This window comes from Corynebacterium ciconiae DSM 44920 (assembly GCF_030440575.1).
Taxonomy (GTDB): domain Bacteria; phylum Actinomycetota; class Actinomycetes; order Mycobacteriales; family Mycobacteriaceae; genus Corynebacterium; species Corynebacterium ciconiae.
In genome coordinates this window covers 193,062-211,164 of record NZ_CP047189.1, presented here as the reverse complement: position 1 = coordinate 211,164, position 18,103 = coordinate 193,062, and the positions used below count along the sequence as shown (strand labels likewise).

General features: G+C 63.0%; 13 protein-coding genes. 3 read left to right on the top strand and 10 right to left on the bottom strand.

All coding sequences use genetic code 11. The annotated features are described in order from the left end of the window. Nucleotides 1-2: 2 nt before the first annotated feature. The 7 genes from CCICO_RS00895 to CCICO_RS00865 all read right to left on the bottom strand — a co-directional run bounded on the left by CCICO_RS00895 (nucleotide 3) and on the right by CCICO_RS00865 (nucleotide 9,579). On the bottom strand, nucleotides 3-479 hold the full coding sequence (locus tag CCICO_RS00895; RefSeq protein ID WP_018018566.1) for a hypothetical protein: 477 nt from the start codon (nucleotides 477-479) through the stop codon (nucleotides 3-5). Nucleotides 480-505: 26 nt separating this feature from the next. Beyond that, on the bottom strand, nucleotides 506-2,431 hold the full coding sequence (locus CCICO_RS00890; protein ID WP_018018565.1) for an alpha/beta hydrolase-fold protein: 1,926 nt from the start codon (nucleotides 2,429-2,431) through the stop codon (nucleotides 506-508). Between the two features lie 335 nt (nucleotides 2,432-2,766). Next, a complete protein-coding gene (locus CCICO_RS00885; protein WP_018018564.1) occupies nucleotides 2,767-3,795 on the bottom strand; it encodes an alpha/beta hydrolase in 1,029 nt (342 codons plus the stop codon). A gap of 311 nt (nucleotides 3,796-4,106) precedes the next feature. Further along, nucleotides 4,107-5,117, bottom strand: coding sequence for a decaprenyl-phosphate phosphoribosyltransferase (locus CCICO_RS00880; RefSeq protein ID WP_018018563.1), 1,011 nt, complete (start codon nucleotides 5,115-5,117; stop codon nucleotides 4,107-4,109). Further along, nucleotides 5,114-5,632, bottom strand: coding sequence for a phosphatase PAP2 family protein (locus tag CCICO_RS00875; protein WP_018018562.1), 519 nt, complete (start codon nucleotides 5,630-5,632; stop codon nucleotides 5,114-5,116). Before CCICO_RS00875 ends, CCICO_RS00880 begins: the two co-directional genes overlap by 4 nt. Beyond that, complete coding sequence (locus CCICO_RS00870; RefSeq protein ID WP_018018561.1) at nucleotides 5,625-7,598, bottom strand: glycosyltransferase; 1,974 nt, start codon at nucleotides 7,596-7,598, stop codon at nucleotides 5,625-5,627. Before CCICO_RS00870 ends, CCICO_RS00875 begins: the two co-directional genes overlap by 8 nt. 166 nt (nucleotides 7,599-7,764) lie before the next feature. After that, nucleotides 7,765-9,579: an arabinofuranosyltransferase AftB family protein gene (locus CCICO_RS00865; protein ID WP_018018560.1), complete on the bottom strand. Its 1,815-nt coding sequence runs from the start codon at nucleotides 9,577-9,579 to the stop codon at nucleotides 7,765-7,767. Between the two features lie 73 nt (nucleotides 9,580-9,652). Here CCICO_RS00865 and CCICO_RS00860 point away from each other — a divergent pair, with 73 nt between their 5' ends. Both CCICO_RS00860 and CCICO_RS00855 read left to right on the top strand, forming a co-directional pair. Then, on the top strand, nucleotides 9,653-10,810 hold the full coding sequence (locus CCICO_RS00860; RefSeq protein WP_018018559.1) for a saccharopine dehydrogenase family protein: 1,158 nt from the start codon (nucleotides 9,653-9,655) through the stop codon (nucleotides 10,808-10,810). 46 nt (nucleotides 10,811-10,856) lie between these two features. Further along, a complete protein-coding gene (locus tag CCICO_RS00855) occupies nucleotides 10,857-11,711 on the top strand; it encodes a mechanosensitive ion channel family protein (RefSeq protein ID WP_018018558.1) in 855 nt (284 codons plus the stop codon). On the opposite strand, the gene CCICO_RS00850 is transcribed toward CCICO_RS00855, so the two are convergent. Both CCICO_RS00850 and glf read right to left on the bottom strand, forming a co-directional pair. Beyond that, nucleotides 11,708-13,075 (bottom strand): MFS transporter, encoded by a 1,368-nt coding sequence (locus CCICO_RS00850; RefSeq protein ID WP_026161252.1) that lies wholly within the window; start codon nucleotides 13,073-13,075, stop codon nucleotides 11,708-11,710. The genes CCICO_RS00855 and CCICO_RS00850 overlap by 4 nt on opposite strands. 409 nt (nucleotides 13,076-13,484) lie before the next feature. Beyond that, nucleotides 13,485-14,630, bottom strand: a complete 1,146-nt coding sequence (glf, locus tag CCICO_RS00845; protein ID WP_018018556.1) for a UDP-galactopyranose mutase — start codon at nucleotides 14,628-14,630, stop codon at nucleotides 13,485-13,487. A 284-nt stretch (nucleotides 14,631-14,914) separates the two neighbouring features. Here glf and CCICO_RS00840 point away from each other — a divergent pair, with 284 nt between their 5' ends. Beyond that, entirely contained in the window at nucleotides 14,915-17,095 is a 2,181-nt protein-coding gene (locus CCICO_RS00840) for an N-acetylmuramoyl-L-alanine amidase (RefSeq protein WP_244263960.1), read from the top strand. A gap of 144 nt (nucleotides 17,096-17,239) precedes the next feature. On the opposite strand, the gene CCICO_RS00835 is transcribed toward CCICO_RS00840, so the two are convergent. Next, complete coding sequence (locus CCICO_RS00835) at nucleotides 17,240-18,103, bottom strand: Cof-type HAD-IIB family hydrolase (RefSeq protein ID WP_018018554.1); 864 nt, start codon at nucleotides 18,101-18,103, stop codon at nucleotides 17,240-17,242.

Below are 18,103 nucleotides of genomic sequence, written 5' to 3'. Positions count from 1 at the left end.
CTCTAGCAGTACGCCTTCTCAGCGGCTTCCGCAATGCGATCCGCCAGCTGCTCCACGTTGAGGTCGCTACGATCCTGCTGGTCCAACTGCCCGGCCACAGCATTGAGCAGCACCGAGTCGCGACCATCAGAGCACACCTCTTGGGCGGTAGCCACCAGTTGATCCTCGACCCCCTCAACATCGATGCCCTTGAGCTCCTCGAAGAACTCAACCTCCTTGGGATCGCCCGGCTCGGCGCCGGGGATGGACTCGATTTCGCGGGCACTCTGGTCAGCGGGAGCCTCCTCGCTGGGAGAGCTCGGCTCGCTCGACTTTCCGTCCTTGCTCCTATCCTTATCCTTGCCCGCGTCCTTATCGTCCGTGGACTGCTCGCGATGCAAGGACTCCACCTTGGTGTCATCCGGCGCCTCGGAGGTGGAGGAGCCACATCCGGCGAGCACGCTCAGTGCCGCGAGGCATACAACCGCACGTTTCAGCATGGTGTAGTCGCCCTTTCCCTCGTCGCTTACTTCTTCACCACGGTGCCGTTGACAGCCTCGAGGGTGCCGCCCTCGAAGGTCTGGCGCTGGCCACCGGCCGGAATGTCCTCGGTGTCACCGGTAGGCCACCCGAGCGGGCCGGTCTCCCAATTCTGCTGGGACCAGTGATCCCGAATGGGGCCGTTCTTGATAATGTGCGCGCCGGTCTTGGGGCTCCAGTAGATCACGCCACCGGTGAACTCCTGCAGGGCGCCACCGGGAATGAGACGCTCCGGGGCGGTGGGGGTGCCGATACCGGCATCGCCCAGTCCGGCATCCTTGAGCTTCTGGGCGATCGCACCGATCACGGTGACGGTGCGATTGTCCGGGGTACGGGCGATGACGCCACCCTCGAACTGCTGCATCAGGCCATCGCCCACGGCCACAGGCTCTGCCACCGGGTAGCCCAGACGGCCGGTCTCGTAGCCGCCCTTGCCCCACTCGCGCACAATATCGGCGGGCACGGCCACGGCGCCGGTCTTCGGCGTCCAGTAGATGGAGCCATTCTCAAAGTGGTTGAAGCGGCCCACCTTGTCAGGGGTGGGGAGCTCGTGGGTCTTCGGGAAGCCGAGCCAGGAGCTCGGGCCACCGATCTCGGAATAGCGAGCGCTGATGCGGCCATTAAGCACCCATGCACCAGTCTTCTCGGACCAGTAGGCACGGCCGTCACGGAAGTCCTGGGCCACGCCGCCGGCCACAGGGTATTCGTTGGTCACGCAATCGCCCCAGCGACCCGACTTGGTCACTTCGCCGATCGCACCTTGGGTGATGCACTCAATGCCACGATCGTCCTTGGACATGCCGAGAGCGTCCGCAATCTGCGGCCACGCGTTTTTCATCTCGAACTGCCAGTAGGGCCAAGCGTGCACACCGGAGTCACGGAACTTGGTGATCACATCCACATTGGCCTGCTTGGCCTTGTTCACGAAGGTCTGAGAGCTCAGGCGGGAGAGGACCTCCAGCCCCTGGCCGGCGTAGTTCTGCTGATCGGCGGCGGTGGTGGCCCGACCCGAACCAGCGGAGACGTAGACCTTCATGTCCTTCATGGCCTCGATACCCAGCTTAGGATCGTGGTCGATCCAATCCTGGCTATAGAAAGGGCCCCACATCTTGGTGGCGTTATAGCCGCCGGCATCCACGAGTGCGGCGGTAATGGCCTCCGGCATACCGATGGTGGTGGTGTCGAGGTAGCCCGAGAAAGAACCGGCGAAGCGGAAGAGGTCCGGGCGGTGCTGTGCCAGGTTGAACGCGGCGGTGCCGCCCATGGACAGGCCCACCACGGCACGCTGGTCATTGGTGCGGAAACCCTCCTTGAGCACTGCGGCCATCTCTTGGGTGAGGAAGGTTTCCCACATGTAGTGCTTGCCGTTGTCCGGCTGCTGCCAGTCCGAGTAGAAGGAGGACTCGCCGCCCACCGGCATCACCACATTCACGTTCTTGTCGGCGTAGAACTGCTCGATGTCGGTTTCGATGGTCCAGCCGGACTCATCATCGCGAGCGCGCATGCCGTCGAGCGCCCACAAGGAGGGAAAGGTGGCATCCGGGTTGGCATACCAATCGCGAGCCAGCAGTACCTGCACCGGGATCGGCTTGCCGGGCATTGCGGCGGAGTTGATGTACATCTTGATGTGACGATCGCTCAGGTACTCCACCTTGTCCACGCTCACGCCCTCGGGCAGGCCGTTGATCTCGGGGAACTCGGTGCGCACCGGAGTGCGCGGCGGAGTGCCCTCGGGACGCAAGGAATCGGTAAAACCGGAGGAGCTCAGGCTCGAGCCGGGCGTCTGCGCCTGAGCCTGCGGGGCAGGCAGCACGGTGACGGCAAGAGCAATCGAAGTAGGGATGGCTGCGAGCGCAATCTTGAGGGAACGTCGCGACGTGCCAGTGCGAGGAGCAGAAGTCGAGTTGAACATGTGCTTTCCTTTAAGCGGCGTGGTGAAACCTAGTGCTAATGGTGGACAGCCCGCGATAGACGGTGCGAGCACGCAATGTGGACTTAGTGTATGCGAGAAACGGGCGGCAGTGTCGATCGGCCCAGATCTCTCCACCTGGCGGAGCCGGAAGTTCCCCTCTTCCGGCGCACGCTCGGTGCGCATTGAGAAGTTAGTTTAAGTATAACTTTAGACTTTAAGTTCAGCGACACGCCACCGCTGCGGAAAAAGTGCACGCTAGGCATAAAAAACCCGCCTCCTGCGGCCGAGCCTCTCTCGAACACAGAAGGCGGGTGGTGTCACGGTGCGGATGCGGGCTAGCGGGCGCGCATGCCGTCCAAGATCCAGCCCTCAGACTGGTGCAGCTGGAAGTTCCACTGGGCCCAATCGTGAATACCAATGAGCGGGAAATTTGTGGTGAAGTTCAAACCAGAGGCACGAGCCTTGGCCTCCCACATGCGGGTGGATGCCAGCGCACTGGCCTCCAGCAAACCGCCGGCGGCAATCACATTCGGCGGCAAGCCGCGGCGAATATCCGGAATACCGGTGGCGGCCGAAATGTAGACATTGGTGCCGTTCGCGCGGAGCCTATCCATGTTGAGGAAGGGGTCCTCGGCCATGCGGCGGGGGTCCACCAAGGAGGAGTACATGTTCATGATGTTGTAGCCGCCCACATCCAGCAGGGCCAGACCCAGCAGAATGTCCATGCCCGGCATGGTCTGAGTCAGGTAGCCGGAGAACGATGCCACCTGACGGAAGCGATCGGGGTGATTAGCAGCCAGGTTCATGGCGGCAGTGCCCCCCATGGACAGGCCAATCACGGCGTTGTTGTTCCGAGCCACACCAAAGTGAGCAGCCAAGTAGTTGGGCAGCTCCTGAGAGAGGAAGGTGTCCCACTTGTAGTTCACGTACTTGGTGGGATCAATGGTGGCATCGCCGTGCCAGTCGGTATAGAAGGAGCCTGCGCCACCCACCGGCATCACGAGAGTGATGTTGTCATTAAGAAAGAGCTTCGGCGCGCCGGTCTCGAAGACCCACGCATTGTCCGTATCAAGGGCACGCATGCCATCAAGCATGTACAGGCCAGCGTTGCCGCCACGGCCCGCGGGCTGAATCTGCACTGGAACGTTTCGGCCCATGGCCGAGGAGTAGACATCGCACCGCTGAATCCAGTGCTTGGCGCCATCCCATACGCAGTGCCCGGTACTGTCGGGGCGCAACCAGTCACGGTTGCCGGCCTGGGCGTTCGAGCTGGTTGCCACCATGACACCAAGCGCAGTGCAGAGGGCCAACAACACAGCGACGATGGTGCGTCCACTGCGTCGCAGCGAGGCTGCAATATTCATGGTTCTCCTAGAAAAGTCTTAACTCACTGTCAGTCGTGCACCCAGCCCGTCATCTGGCAGCTAGGCGTCCTACGTCCCCACAGCACGATGGGCATAGGGGTAGCGCGTCCACAGAATGAATCGATTACCGTGACACATTTGTTACACAGCTAGACGCTACACCATAGAAAAGCAGGTCGTCCACAAGAAAAGTGCCGCCGGAAGCCGAGGGAACCGTAAGTTAAAAGCGCAGATACTGCGCATATCCTGCCCGAAAGCTGAGATTCAACTCAGCTCCTCTTAAGTGAAAAGAGTATGCGGAATCCCACGCCTTAGAGGGTTCCAGGGGCTAAGTAGACAGCCAAAACAATGCACAGGATCCACAGCACGGCCAGGGTTTGCAGCGGCCGGTCCCGCAACGCCACCTCATCAGGGGCGCCGCCCTCACCGCGGTCAATATCGGAGGCATAGCGCATGATGGCAACTGTGAACGGCACCATCGAGATCTGATACCACACCGAACCATCACCATCAGAGGCCTGCGCCATCTGGAATCCCCAGAGGGCGTAGCAGATAATCACAGCCGTGGCCGCCATCTGCCACACGAAACGTAGATAGGTGGGGGTGTAGCCCTGCAGCGACTTGCGAATCTTCGCCCCGGTCTCTTGGGCCAGCAGGTACTCGGCATAGCGCTTACCGCCGGCCATGAAGAGCGAGCCGAAGGCCGCCACCAGCAAGAACCACTGGGACAAGGCGATATTGGCGGCCACACCGCCGGCCATAGCACGCAGCATGAACCCAGAGGACACCAGCGCGATATCGATGACCGGCTGGTGCTTCCAACCGAAGCAGTAGCCCAGCTGCAGCACAATGTAGACGGCCACCACCACGGCGAGGTTTGCGCCCGAGGTCGCCAGCAGCGAGACCCCCACCGCGCCGAGAATGAGCGCCAGCGCCATGCCATAGGCCACGCCCACCGGCAGGACGCCGGCGGCGATCGGGCGGAAACGCTTGACGGGGTGCTCGCGGTCGGCCTCCACATCGCGGGCGTCATTCACCAAGTAAATCGAGGAGGCAGCCATGCAGAACACGGCGAAAGCGATCACGATATCGCACAAGGTGGTCGCATTGAAGGCCTCCACTCCGGCGGCCAAGGGGGCGGCCACCACGAGCACGTTTTTCACCCACTGCTTTGGGCGCAGCGCCTTGATCATGCCGTCCAGCAGATTGCGGGGCGGCTGGTGCTGGGAGCCCACGTCCAAGCCGCGGGTGTGTGGTTCTGAGCCGATTAGGCCGGTGTCCTGGTCTGCGGGACCAGCTTCGTGGGCCTCGGCGCTCGTCATACTATCTCCTTCAGCTTGTCCTCTAGCAGCGTCTCCACCAGCTCCGCACTGAGCCACCCCAAGGCGGCACCAGCGGCCACGTCCGTGGGATAGTGCACCCCTAGGACGAGTCGCGAGGCCATCATGAGCGGCACCCCGACCAGCGGCGCGGGCGAGCCCGTGACGTGGGCGGCATAGGCCAGCGCGGCGGTGGTGGAGGTCGAATGCGACGAGGGGAAGCTTAAGCGCGAGGGGGTGCCCACGCCAATTCGGATCCGATCATCATGCGGCCGGCGGCGGCGCACAATGCGCTTAATAATCACACTGGCAGCATGGGAGCAGAAAGCGGCGGTACTCAGCCCCAGCCACCGGCCGCGGCGGCGTTGATCCACGGCGGCCAGGACTAGCCCCGAGCCCATCCAACCGGCGGCATGCTCGCCGAAAAGGGACATGCCACGGGCGAGGGGAAGCACCAGGGGAGCGTCGAAAAGCCGCTTCTGGATAGCCACCAGAATGTCTGCTTCGACCTTACTCATCGAAGATCTGCCCCCATGCCTCGCGAGAGGTGAGCACCTCGTGGTGCTCCCGGTAGAGGCTACGCAGTTCATCGAAGCGCTCGGCCACTTCCTTCTGCAGGCTGCGGGATTCATCGAGCAGGGCCTTAGCCTTGGCACGGTCGCGCTTGCGGTAGACCACTCCCCTGCCATCGGCGGTGGTCACGGTGGCTCCATCCACCCGCGAGAGGGAGAACCAACGGGCCTCAATCGGCGAGAGATTAGCCTGCGGCACCTCGTGGTGGGTGTCGTCCTCCTTCGACAGCGAGTGCTTGATGCCCTTGGCCAGCCACACCGCCTTCTTCAACGGGGCGAGACGGCCACCGATGTCGCGAGTGGGAACCCCAGGAATGCCGGTGGCCTTGGGTAGCTCAGCGGCGGTGGGTAGTACCACCGCGTCTGGGTAGTCCTTGCGGATCTTCTGAATGCGCGGCAGCGAGGACTCGAGGATATCGAAGAGCCGCTCTGGGCCGGCCAAGAAGTCCTTCATGGCCTCGTTCTGGATGGCCACGGTGGAATACTCCAAGCACATGAGGTGCTTAAGGGTGGCCTTGCGCATGGACTTGATGATGCCGTCCACGGACCCCTCGTGGTTGAGGGCAGCCACAATCAGCCGGTTGCGCAGGTGGAAATAAGCCTGCCAATCGATGGCATCGTCCTTATCGGACCAGGCCATGTGCCAGATGGCCACGCCTGGCCAGGTGGCGGTGGGATAGCCGTGATTGCCGGCACGCAGGCCGAACTCGGCGTCGTCCCACTTGATGAACAGCGGCAACGGCTGGCCGATCTCCTCGGCTACCACCCGCGGGATCATGCACATCCACCAGCCGTTGTAGTCCACGTCGATGCGACGGTGCAGGTCACAGGAGTTCGGGGTGCCGGGCTTATCGCCGAAGCTACCGCGATCGCTCAGCGGGTTTTTCGCGAAATCGTGGTCATAGTGCACGAAGGGAGCGGAGGTCCACATGAAAATGGAACGGTCGATCACCTCGCCCATGGAGTGCAGATGGGAGCGCTCCTGCAGGTTGAGCATCTGCCCGCCCACCAGAATCGGGGAGGTGGCGTAGCGCGCCACCTGCAATGCGCGCAGCACCGAGTCGGGCTCAATCGCAATGTCATCATCCATGTAGACGATGTAGGGCGATTTCTTCTCGCCGGCGGCACCAGTGCCATCGGCCCCGCCCAGGGCTTCGTACATGATGCGGGAGTACCCGCCGGAGCCGCCAAGATTGCCCTGGCGGAACTCAAAGAAGCGATCACCAAAGGCGGCCACGGCATCGGCATAGCCGGGTTCATCCGCCGGGTGCTGAGAGCCCTGATCGGGCATGATGACGGTGTCGATCACCGCATCCACGTCCGGATCGCTGGCCAGCGCCTCGAGGGCAGCCACCGCATCGGCGGGGCGGTTGAAGGTGGGAATGCCCACGGTCACGCGCGGCTCGAAGGGGCCCACGGTGCTGCCATCGGGCATGACCTGCGGCTGCGGGGCGCAGGGAGCGTACCAGCCAGCCTTGGTGATGGTCACCTCGCTGTCGCTGGTGACGTCGAACCACAGCCAGCCGCCGTCCTCGAAGGGGGCGAGGGAGCATTCAAGCTCGATCACGCCGCCCTCGCTGAGCCCGCCATCGACAGCGATACGGGCACCATCGATCTTCGAACGGTAGACATCGATGCGGGCATCGCCATCCATCTCCAGGCGCAGTACCACGGAATCCAGCTGCGACCAGCGCCGCCAATAGCTGGCGGGGAAGGCATTGAAGTAGGTCTGGAAGGAGACCTCGCAGCCCTCGGGGATCGTCACGGCGGTGCGGCTGTCCCAGCGGGCGCGGGCGGGGTTTTGCTCCGATTCGATCAGGTAGAGCATCCGCACATCGCGCGGCTCGCCGCGCTTGGGCAGCAGCACACGTTGCAGCTGTTCCACTGCGAGGGACTTGGTTTCAGCACTCATAAAAAGTTCTTAGGCCTTCCGATTCTTCGGGCACGTTTATCTGCATCAACGATAGCCGCCACCGCAGCCCTCCGCCGCCGCACACCCGTGGCGGGGCACAAAATGTGAGGGGCATCAATACCTACGCCTGCACTTATCGACGCCCACCTGCCGCCGCATCAATCCCCTAGGAGCGCGGCCGATCCCACGTGATGGGCTGATCGCTGAGGGGCTTATTGCTGTACTTAGAAGGATCCGCATCCACCGTAAACGTACGCCCCCCGCTGAGGGAATAGCGGATATTGGCGAGGAATCGGTGCACGCTCATCGGCTCGCGATAGCTCGCTGCCAGCTCCTGGAACTCAGGGGTGCGCAGCGCGTGCCGAGCAGCCTCCACGGACTCGCGATCCACCTCCGGTGGCAGCCGCTTAATGTCCACCGAGGACTCCGCCAGGATCCAAGGCAGTGCGAGCAACTTATCGTGGCCAATGCGCTCGCCTGCCAATCGCGGCGAGCGAGCCGCTACAGGGGTGGCGAGGCCCACCGGCTCAAGCACCCGCACGCTCAAGGGGGAATTCATACTGGTCATGCCGAGGTTCACATAGTTCACGGTTGGGGCGAAGCGATCGAAGTCCCCCTGCCCCACCGTGCGGGGATAGGCCACCCAGTAGCGCTCATCTGTGTCCGGATCGATGGCGAAGCCAATCACAGCCGCCTGCCCATGCTCGGAGAGCTGGAGCGCCTCGGCAAAGCCATCCATATTAGGAAAGGTGAGAAAGTTCTCCGCCACTAGCAGCGGCTCGGTTTTGGGGTCGCGGCCGGTGGTCTTGTAATAAAAGCCGCGCTCATCCACGATGCCCAGCTGGGTATTGTTATCGGGAATCACCCAGGGGTGGCCGCGATAGGCAATGGTGCCGGACCAGCCCACAACCAGCAGCGTCTGCACCGCCAGCGCCAGTGCGATGCGGCTGCGCTCAAGGCGCAATGGCAGCACTGCCGCCGGCAATAGCAAGGCGAAGAGCGGAAGCAGCAGCATCCGGCCATGCATGAAGTCGCCACCCACGCGCAGGACATAAAGCACATGAAGCAACGCGCAGCCGATAAAGACTGCAGTAACCACCAGCGGCCGGCGCTGGGCGGTGGCCCCCACCGCGGCTGTGCCGGCCATGAGCACCACCACCGCCAGAGCCACCGGCAGCACATAGGGGTGGCTGAAGTCGCGCAGATAATTCAGCCCCGAGGCCCATTCGGCACCACTGGCGGATTTTGCCACTGCGGTCTGCGGCACGAGCACCCCGTAGTAGCCCATGCGGAAGATCTCGTAGCCTAGCGGCACCGGCAACGCCGCGGCCAGCACCCAGGCTCGGGTTCGCCAGCCGCGCGAGGCCACGAGCAACACTAGGCCCACGAGCCCGCCGTACAGGGCCAACTCGGGGCGCACCAGCCAACTCACGCCGGCAATGAAACCGACGAGCGGAGCGGAACGCTCGCCGAAGGCCCAGCGCAGCACCGCCCACCACAGCACCGCGAGATAGCAAATGGATAGCCCCCACTCCAGCCCCGAGGTGGAAAAATCGCGCGCCGGTGGCAGCGCGAAATACACCAGCATGCCCACTGGCAGCAGGATCACGTTGGGATCGCGATAAAAACGCGCCGAGGCCAGCACCCCGATCACTCCAGCGCACACGCTCAGCCCTAGAGCTAGAACCAGCGCCACCATTTCGAGACGGGCATGGCTAAGTTGCGCGCCGGCATATATAAGGTATTGCCACAGCGTGGAGGTATTAGCTTCTACTCGTTCGCCGATATTGAACACCGGGCCGTGCCCGGCCTGCAGATTGCGCACGGTGCGCAAAACGATCAGTCCATCATCGCTGATCCAGCGCCGCATCCACCCGCCCACGAGGGCGATGACACCAATCAACAGCGCCGACGCGGCCGTGGACAGCGCCAGCGGCGAGCGTCGGGTCAAGGTTGTACGGCGGTGCCGGTGTCGGCTCATGGGTGTCCATCCTATCAGCCAATGGCGATTTCTCCGCCTTTTTATCGACCCCTGCTGATAAGCTAAAAACACTATGAGCAGCACTAATCCGCCCCGAGAATGCGATATCCTTCTCTTTGGCGCCACTAGTTTTGTAGGAAAACTCGTCGCCCAGTATCTTCTCGAGCACGCCTCTCATCGGCGTCTCTGTTTCGCCGGCCGCTCCGCGCCGAAGCTGGCCGCATTGTACGGCGAGTGCTCGGTGCCGCTGCGTATCGCCGATGCCAGCGACCCGGCATCCATGGCCGAACTTGCCCGCAGTGCGCGGGTGGTGATCACGACCGTCGGCCCTTACGCCCGCTATGGCTGGGAGTTGGTGCGCGCCTGTGCGGAGGCCGGCACCCACTATCTAGACCTCTCCGGCGAAGCCGAGTTTGTACAGGACAGCGTGTGCGAGCTCGATGACGTAGCGGCCGCAAGCGGGGCGAAGATCATGCACTCCTGCGGCTTCGATTCCGTCCCCTCCGACCTTGCCTGCTGGCTCCTCGCCGAGCACTGCGGCGGCCAGTTGGGCCACGTAGAGATGGTGGTCTCGGATCTGGTGGGCGGAGTTTCTGGCGGCACCATCGCCTCTATGCTCAACTCCCTGCGCACGGGGCGGCCCGCGGCCCGCCACCCCTATGCATTGAACAATGAGCTCTTCGGCCCATCCCCCGAGCAGGAGGCGTCGTCCCGCCCACGCTTAGGGCGCGGCCAGAGCCTCGCCCCCTTCTTTATGGCCGGCTATAACGTGCGGCTGGTGCGCCGCTCTGCCTGGCTCATGGGCTATGGCCCGGATTTTCGCTATAGCGAGGTGCACGATCTGGGTTCGCGGCCGCGAGCCCTCGCCTTTACGGCCGTGCTGGGCACCATCGGCTATCTCGCACAACGGGACTGGGGCCAGCGGATAGTGGAGCGCATCTTCCCCGCCCCCGGTGAAGGCCCGAGCGATACACAGCAGGCCGCGGGGCGTTTCACCGTCACCACCACCGAGCGTGCTGGCGGCAGCAGTGTGCGCATTCACTTAGACCGCGATCCAGGCTACGCCGGCACCGCGCTGATGATCAGCGAGATCGCGCTCTCGCTACTGGATCCTGATTCCCCCGCCACCGCCGGCGTGCTTACTCCCGCCACCGGCGGCGGCGCTGCCGCTGTGCGCCGCCTCGCTGCTGCCGGTATGGAGATCAGCACACCCCCACGGCAGGCCTCGTAGAACCACCAGGCGTCGATCGATTACAAGGAAAGACTGTTTAGCACCCATGCTTGCGGATATTGTGGCGCAACAACCCGACAGCGGCGGAGTCACCGCCGATCAAGTTCAAGAAGCAGTTCGCATGCTCACCTGGGAGAAGGTGGGCATTGGCACCCTCATTTTCCTAGCCGGCTGCGTGCTCGGCTGGGTGGTGTTGAAGCTGGCAAAGCCATTGCTGATCACCGTAGGGCGTGCGCCTACCTCGGCGCGGGCTTTCGCCCAGATCGCCTGCTGGGCGGTCATTATCGCAATGTTTGGCGTGGCCATCACCTACACCTTCCCCTCGATCAAGCCGGTGAATATCATCGGCGGCCTGGGCGTGGTCTCGATCGCCGCCGGTATTGCCTTCCAGACCGTGCTGGGCAATATGTTCGCAGGCCTAGTGATTCTCATGCGGGAAAAGCCGGTGGTGGGCGATCAGATTGCGATCGAGGATATCTCCGGCACCGTCACGGACATTAATCTCTCCACCACCACGGTGCGCACCTTCAATGGCCGCCAGGTGCTCATCCCCAATGGCACGGTGCACACCTCGGTGGTCACGGTGCAAACCCACAACGAGTGGGTGCGCACCGCCTTCGATGTAGAGATCCGCGACCCCAAAGACTATGAACGGGCCCGGGTGATCGCCATCGAGGCGCTCAACGCCGAGCCCGCAGTGCTCAATGAGCCGGAACCGGTGGCCGTACTTCGCGATGTGGTGGGTGGAATGGCCACCATGGAGATTCGTTTCTGGTCCGGCTCCCGGCAGATGGAGACCGTCGCGTCCATGGACGCGGCGATCGTAGCGGTGATCAAGGCCCTCGAGGCCAATGACATCAAGATCGGCCCGACCACCGTGGTGGAGATGGAGAATAACTAGGCGTTCTTCACCTTATCCGCGTGGGCCTTCATCAGCGCCCGCTCATCGCGCCCCACCAGTGCGAATAGCAGCACGGTGATCACGCCGAAGACAATGAAGATGGTGAAGGCGGCATCCCAGCCGAAGTTTTTCACCACCACGCCCACACCGGTGGAGGCCAGCGTGGCGCCCAACAGGTAGCCGAACAGGCCAGTAAAGCCCGCGGCGGTGCCGGCCACATTGTGCGGGGAGAGGTCGATAGCTTGCAGGCCGATGAGCATGACGGGACCGTAGATGAGACCGCCGATCATGCCCACCAGCAGGATGAGCAGCCACATCGGAGTGCCCACCGGCAGCAGCCAGTAGAAGAGGATGCACACTACCACGCCGGCGCTGAAGAGCATGCCGGCGCCGGAGCGATAGCCCTTAAAGAGCTTGTCCGAGACGAGGCCGCAGAGGATAGTGCCCACGATGCCGGCGAGCTCGAAGGTGGCGAAGCCCACCAGGCCGCTGCCGATCTCGGCGTGGTGCTTATCGTGCAAGAACACGGTGATCCAGTTGAGCACGCCGTAGCGCAGGGCGTAGACGAAGACGTTGGCCACGGCCAGCATCACGATGGTGCGGTTAGTAAGCACGTGCTTGAACACCCGCTGCATGGTGCTCATGCCATCATCATCGGAGGCTTCCACCTTGGCGGGATCGTTGCGGTACTCCTCGATCGGCGGCAGGCCCTCGGCCTCCGGCCGATCGCGCACCAGCAGGAAGCCGATAGCGGCCACGAGCAGTGCCACCACGGCCGGCACCCAGAAGGCCACCTCCCAGGTGTCGGGGAACATCCACAGGCCCAAGGCGATCAGCGCGGGCAGGGCAGCACCGCCGACATTGTGGGCGGTGTTCCACAGGGAGGTTTTGAAGCCACGCTCATTGGTGGAGAACCAGTGGACGAGGACGCGGCCGCAGGGCGGCCAACCCATACCCTGCACCCAGCCGTTGATGAACATCACGGTGGCGAACACCGTCACCGAGGCAGACACCCAGGGCACGAAGGCGATGAAGAGGTTCACGATCGCCGAGAGCGCCAGGCCCAGCGGCATGAAGTAGCGGGCATTGGAGCGGTCCGAGACCATGGCCGAGAAGAACTTGGACAGACCATAGGCAAAGAGCACGGCATTGGCGATCACGCCGACACCGACCACATCGATACCGCTGTCCTTAGTCAAGAGCGGCGCAACCGCCGAGATGTTGTTGCGCACGAGGTAGAAACCGGCGTAGCCGATGAAAATACCCATGAACACTTGGAGCCGCAGACGCGGATAGAGGCGACTGATCTCCTCAGAACTCTTTCGGGGTGCCGCCGGCGGGGCGGCGAGCCATGACATACTCATGATCTCTTCCGAGCTCCTTCTACTTTGTTGAATCTCTCTGGTTAGGGTGGTGTCCGCGGGCATGATCCTCACAGTGTGGCGTCAGGCACCCTAAGCACACCTCGATTTAGATTAACGCCACCTAAGAACACCGCTGTGACCACCGGCGCGGTAGACAACCGAACGGTTGGTCAGACATGGGACTTGCCCCAGCTCAGCCCGCCCAACTCCCCCATAAACCCCCACGACTTGTGACAATTATCTCCACATAACCCTGCGCCTTCCCAGCACTACCCCACCCGTTCGGGGCGGATCATGCGCAGCGCTGAGGAACTCGGGCATAAAGAAACAGGGCCAACGCCGCCGCAGCAGCGTGGGCCCTGGGGAGAAAGGGGTGGGACGCCTCGGGGTGGCGTCGACAAGCGAAAGGCTAGAGGATATCGCGCAGCCTGTTATCGAACATGCTCAGCGCGGAGGCGATGGCCATGTGCATATCCAGGTATTGGTAGGTGCCGAGACGGCCACCGAAGAACACCTGCTTCTGCTCCTCCTCCGCCTTGGCGAGCGCGCGATAGCGGCCGAGAATCTCGCGGTCCTCAGGCGTGTTGATCGGGTAATACACCTCGTCTTCACCCTCGGCGAAGCGGGAGTACTCCTTCATGATCACGGTTTTGTCGCTGGGATAGCTGTCGCGCTCGGGGTGGAAGTGACGGAACTCGTGAATGCGGGTGTAGGGCACGTCCGCATCGTTGTAGTTCATCACCGAGGTTCCCTGAAAGTCGCCCACCGGCAGCACCTCGAGCTCGAAGTCGAGGGTGCGCCAACCGAGACGGCCCTCGGAGTAGTCGAAGTAGCGGTCCATGGGACCGGTGTAGACCACGGGCACACCAGCGTAGCGGTCGCGCACCTCGAACCAATCGGTGTTGAGCTGCACCTCGATGAGCTCGTGCTCGGCCATCTTCTCCAGCCAGGCAGCGTAGCCATCGACCGGCAGGCCCTCGTAGGTGTCGTTGAAGTAGCGATTGTCGAAGGTGTAGCGCACCGGCAGACGGGTGATATTGGAGGCCGGCAGCTCCTTCGGATCGGTTTGCCACTGCTTGGCCGTGTAATCACGGATGAAGGCCTCATAAAGCGGGCGCCCCACCAGGGAGATGGCCTTTTCCTCGAGGTTCTGGGCATTGTCGGTGTCCACCTCGGCGGCCTGCTCCTCGATCAGCGCCTTGGCTTCCTCGGGGCTGTAGTACTTGCCGAAGAACTGGGCGATCAGACCGAGCCCCATCGGGAACTGATAGGCCTGCCCATCATGCATCGCGAACACGCGGTGCTGATAGCCGGTGAAGGAGGTGAACTGGTTCACGTACTCCCACACGCGCTTGTTGGAGGTGTGGAAGAGGTGCGCGCCATAGCGGTGCACCTCGATACCTGTCTCCGGTTCCTTCTCCGAATAGGCATTGCCACCGAGGTGCTCGCGCTTTTCGACGATCAGTACCCGCTTGCCCAGTTGCGAGGCTGCCCGCTCCGCAACCGTCAGTCCGAACAGGCCCGAGCCCACAACGATGAGGTCATAGTCAGTCATGCCCTAGAAGCTTAACCGAGCCCGCCGAGCAAAGGGTGGCGGCAGGGCCGCAGCGCGGGCCGGAAGGGGTGAGCCAGATAAGAGCACTCTCAGGTAACTACCCCACCTCAGCCGGATGAGCCGAGAGCGGCGTGCGCTGGGGATTGTGTGGACACATCAGCAATATACGGATGCACACAACCTGCACGCTCGCCACAGGCGTATCAAATTTCACAGTTTTATACTAAGCTCTACAGACGTTCATTTTCTTTTCTCCAGCACCAACCCTCAGGGAGCTATTCATAGTGCAGCAACGACGACGGATCATGGGCCGAACTGGGCGGCCGCTCACTGCCATCGTGGCGGCGGCAGCCCTGATCACCGGCTCAGTAGTAGCCATCAATTCGGACACTATCCAGCGCACCGACTCGGTTGCCGCCGATCCCATCAGCGCCAGCGAATCCTCTGTCTCCTTCGACAGCGGCGATAACGTGGTGGTCGACGACCCAGCAGTAGGCAGCCAAGGTGAAGAGGGCGGCGAACGCACCGTCAAGGAATTCAGCCGCGACGAGGAATTTTCCATGTTCGCGCTCACCTGGGACGGCGCGAAGGACTTTGTCGCCCACTTCCGCGCTAAGGACGACGCTGGAAACTGGGGCCCGTGGTACGAGGCCGAACCGCTGAACGAAACCTCCGGCGGCGGCGAGAAGGACGGCACCGAGCTGATCTACCTCGCCCCCACCAACTCGGTGCAGGTATCGGTGACCAACCTCGATTTGGTCTCCGGCGCACCCACCAACCTGGACGCCGTGTTCATCGACGGCAACGCTTCCTCGGCCCCGCAGGCCGGAATCGACCTCGCCGCCGACTCCGATGGGATGCCCACCATGGTCTCCCGTGCCGGTTGGGGAGCCGATGAGTCCAAGCGCTGCATGAGCCCCGACTACGACGACCACGTTTCGGGCATCACCGTGCACCACACCGCCGGCAGCAACAACTACACCGAGGCCCAAGCGGCCGCCCAGGTGCGTGGCATCTACCACTACCACGCCGTCACCCTCGGCTGGTGCGACATCGGCTACAACGCCCTGGTGGACAAGTACGGCAACATCTACGAGGGTCGCGCCGGCGGCCTGAACAAGGCCGTCCAGGGTGCGCACGCCGGTGGTTTCAACAAGAACACCTGGGGTATCTCCATGATCGGTGACTACTCCACCAAGACCCCACCTGCGGCAACCATCGAATCCATGGGTAAGGCCATCGGTTGGCGCACCGCAGTCGAGGGCCTCGACCCCACCGGATCCAACACCCACTACTCCGAAGGAAGCCACTACACCAAGTACCCGCTGGGTACCGCAGTGAAGCTGCCGAATATCTTCGCCCACCGCGACGTGGGTAATACCACCTGTCCAGGCGATGCCGGCTACGCCCAGATGGGCAAGATCCGCAGCATTGCCAAGAAGACCTATGACGCCATCAAGGCCGGCAAGGTGGGTGCCGACAGCACCTCGGAAAGCTCAACCTCAGAGAGCACCAGCACCTCAGAAACGACCTCGGAGACCACCTCAGAGACCACCACCGAGACCACCTCGGAGAGCTCGACCGCAGAATCTCCGAGCGAGACCTCTACCTCTGAAACCGCAGAGACCAGCACCTCCACCACCACGGAGGCGCCCAAGACCTCCGAGACCACTACTTCTGAGACCTCTTCTTCTGAGACCTCCGAGACTTCCACTCCCAGCACCTCGGAGACCACGAGCGAGAAGGAGCCGACTCCGGCGACCACCAGCTCGCCCGCAGAGAAGGAACCCGCAAGCAAAGAACCCGCAAGCAAAGAGCCGGCCAAGGAGCCCGCTCAGAAGCCGGACGCCGATGTGGATCTCACCGGCCGGGCTGACAGCGAGGCAGCGAAGCTGTTTAGCCGCGCCCTGGACGCCATCATCGATCACACCCAGGGCCGCACCGTGGAGGTTTCGGAAATCCTGGACATCGTTGGCTCCATTCTGGCGCTGGTGCTGGGCTCCGAAAGCAGCCAGAGCATTCAGAACATCGCCGTGAACGAGGTGGGCGATGTGCCGGTGATCGAGGATCTCAGCATCGCGGATCTGCCAGTATTTGTGCCGAAGAAAATCACGAAGACCGAAGACAGCGTCGAGTCTGAGAAGTTCAACGAGATCGACAACCGCTTCGGCCCGGTGCTGGGCACCCCGCGCGGCGGCGTGCACTATGCATCCCCCTCGGCCGCTACCGGCGAGCTGCGCTATGTGCCCTTCACCGATGGTGTGATCGTTAGCTCCCCGGACGGCACGCACGCCCTGTGGGGCGAGATCGCCGATGCCTGGGCCTCCACCGGCCTTGATGCCGGCATCCTGGGTCTGCCCACCAGCGACCAGTACGCCACCGATGATGGCTACCGCGTGGACTTCGTCGGCGGCCACATTAGCTACAACCCGAAGGACGGCAGCCTGGAGATCATCGCCCGCTAGATCCACAGCGAGGCCTGCAGGCTCTCCCCTGTCACCGCCCCTCGAGCAGTATCACTGCTGGAGGGGCGGTTTGTTGTATCCAGGCGAGCATGACAAAAGCCACCACCTGCGACTGGGCGGGTGGTGGCGTGGTGGGTGGCGTCGTTAAGCGAAAAAGAGCGGCTCCAGCACATCGGCGATGGCGCCTGCATTGTTATCCCCAATGGTGGCATTCGCGGCAGCCTGTACCTCCTCGGCGGCGTTGCCCATGGCATAGGACCGGCCGGACCAGCGGAGCATTTCGCAGTCATTGGGCATGTCGCCGAAGCTCATCACATCGGCGGCATCGATGCCGTAGTAGTTGGCCACCTGCGCCAAACTCACCGCCTTATTCACACCCGGCGCGCACACCTCCACGAGGCCGCCGGACATGGAGAAGGTCACATGCGCCATCTCGGTGGGGACCTGAGCGCGCAGCAGCTCGGCGATCTTCTCCGAACTGAGGTGTTCGCTGCGGACCAGAAGCTTCACCGCGGAACTGGCGAAGAGCTGCTTGTGCTCCTCTACCCCGTATTCCTGCGACTCCCAGGCGTGCGAGTAGTCGGGGGCCACCGCGAAGAGCTCATGGGTGGGGTCGAAAGCGGAACGCCCGGCGCGCTCGACCGCGAAATGTACTCCACCCACGGGGTCGAGGACCTCGGTGGCGATGCGGGCGACGGTGCGCAGGGTGTCGGGCTTTAGCGCGGCGCTGTGGATGATGCTGTCTTGGGCGGAGTCGTAAACGATCGCGCCATTGGCGCACACGCACAGCGGGTTGATGCCGAGCTGCTCGAGGATCGGAAAGATCCAGCGCGGGGGGCGGCCGGTGGCGAGCACCACTTTCGTTCCCTCACGCACGGCCTGCTGGAGGACGCTGACCACGCGGGGCGGGATACGCTCGGCGTCGTCGATGAGAGTGCCGTCCACGTCGGTGGCGATCAGCAGTGGGCGCGTATCGGCGCCGCCCGTGGGCGAAGGTGACGAGGTCAT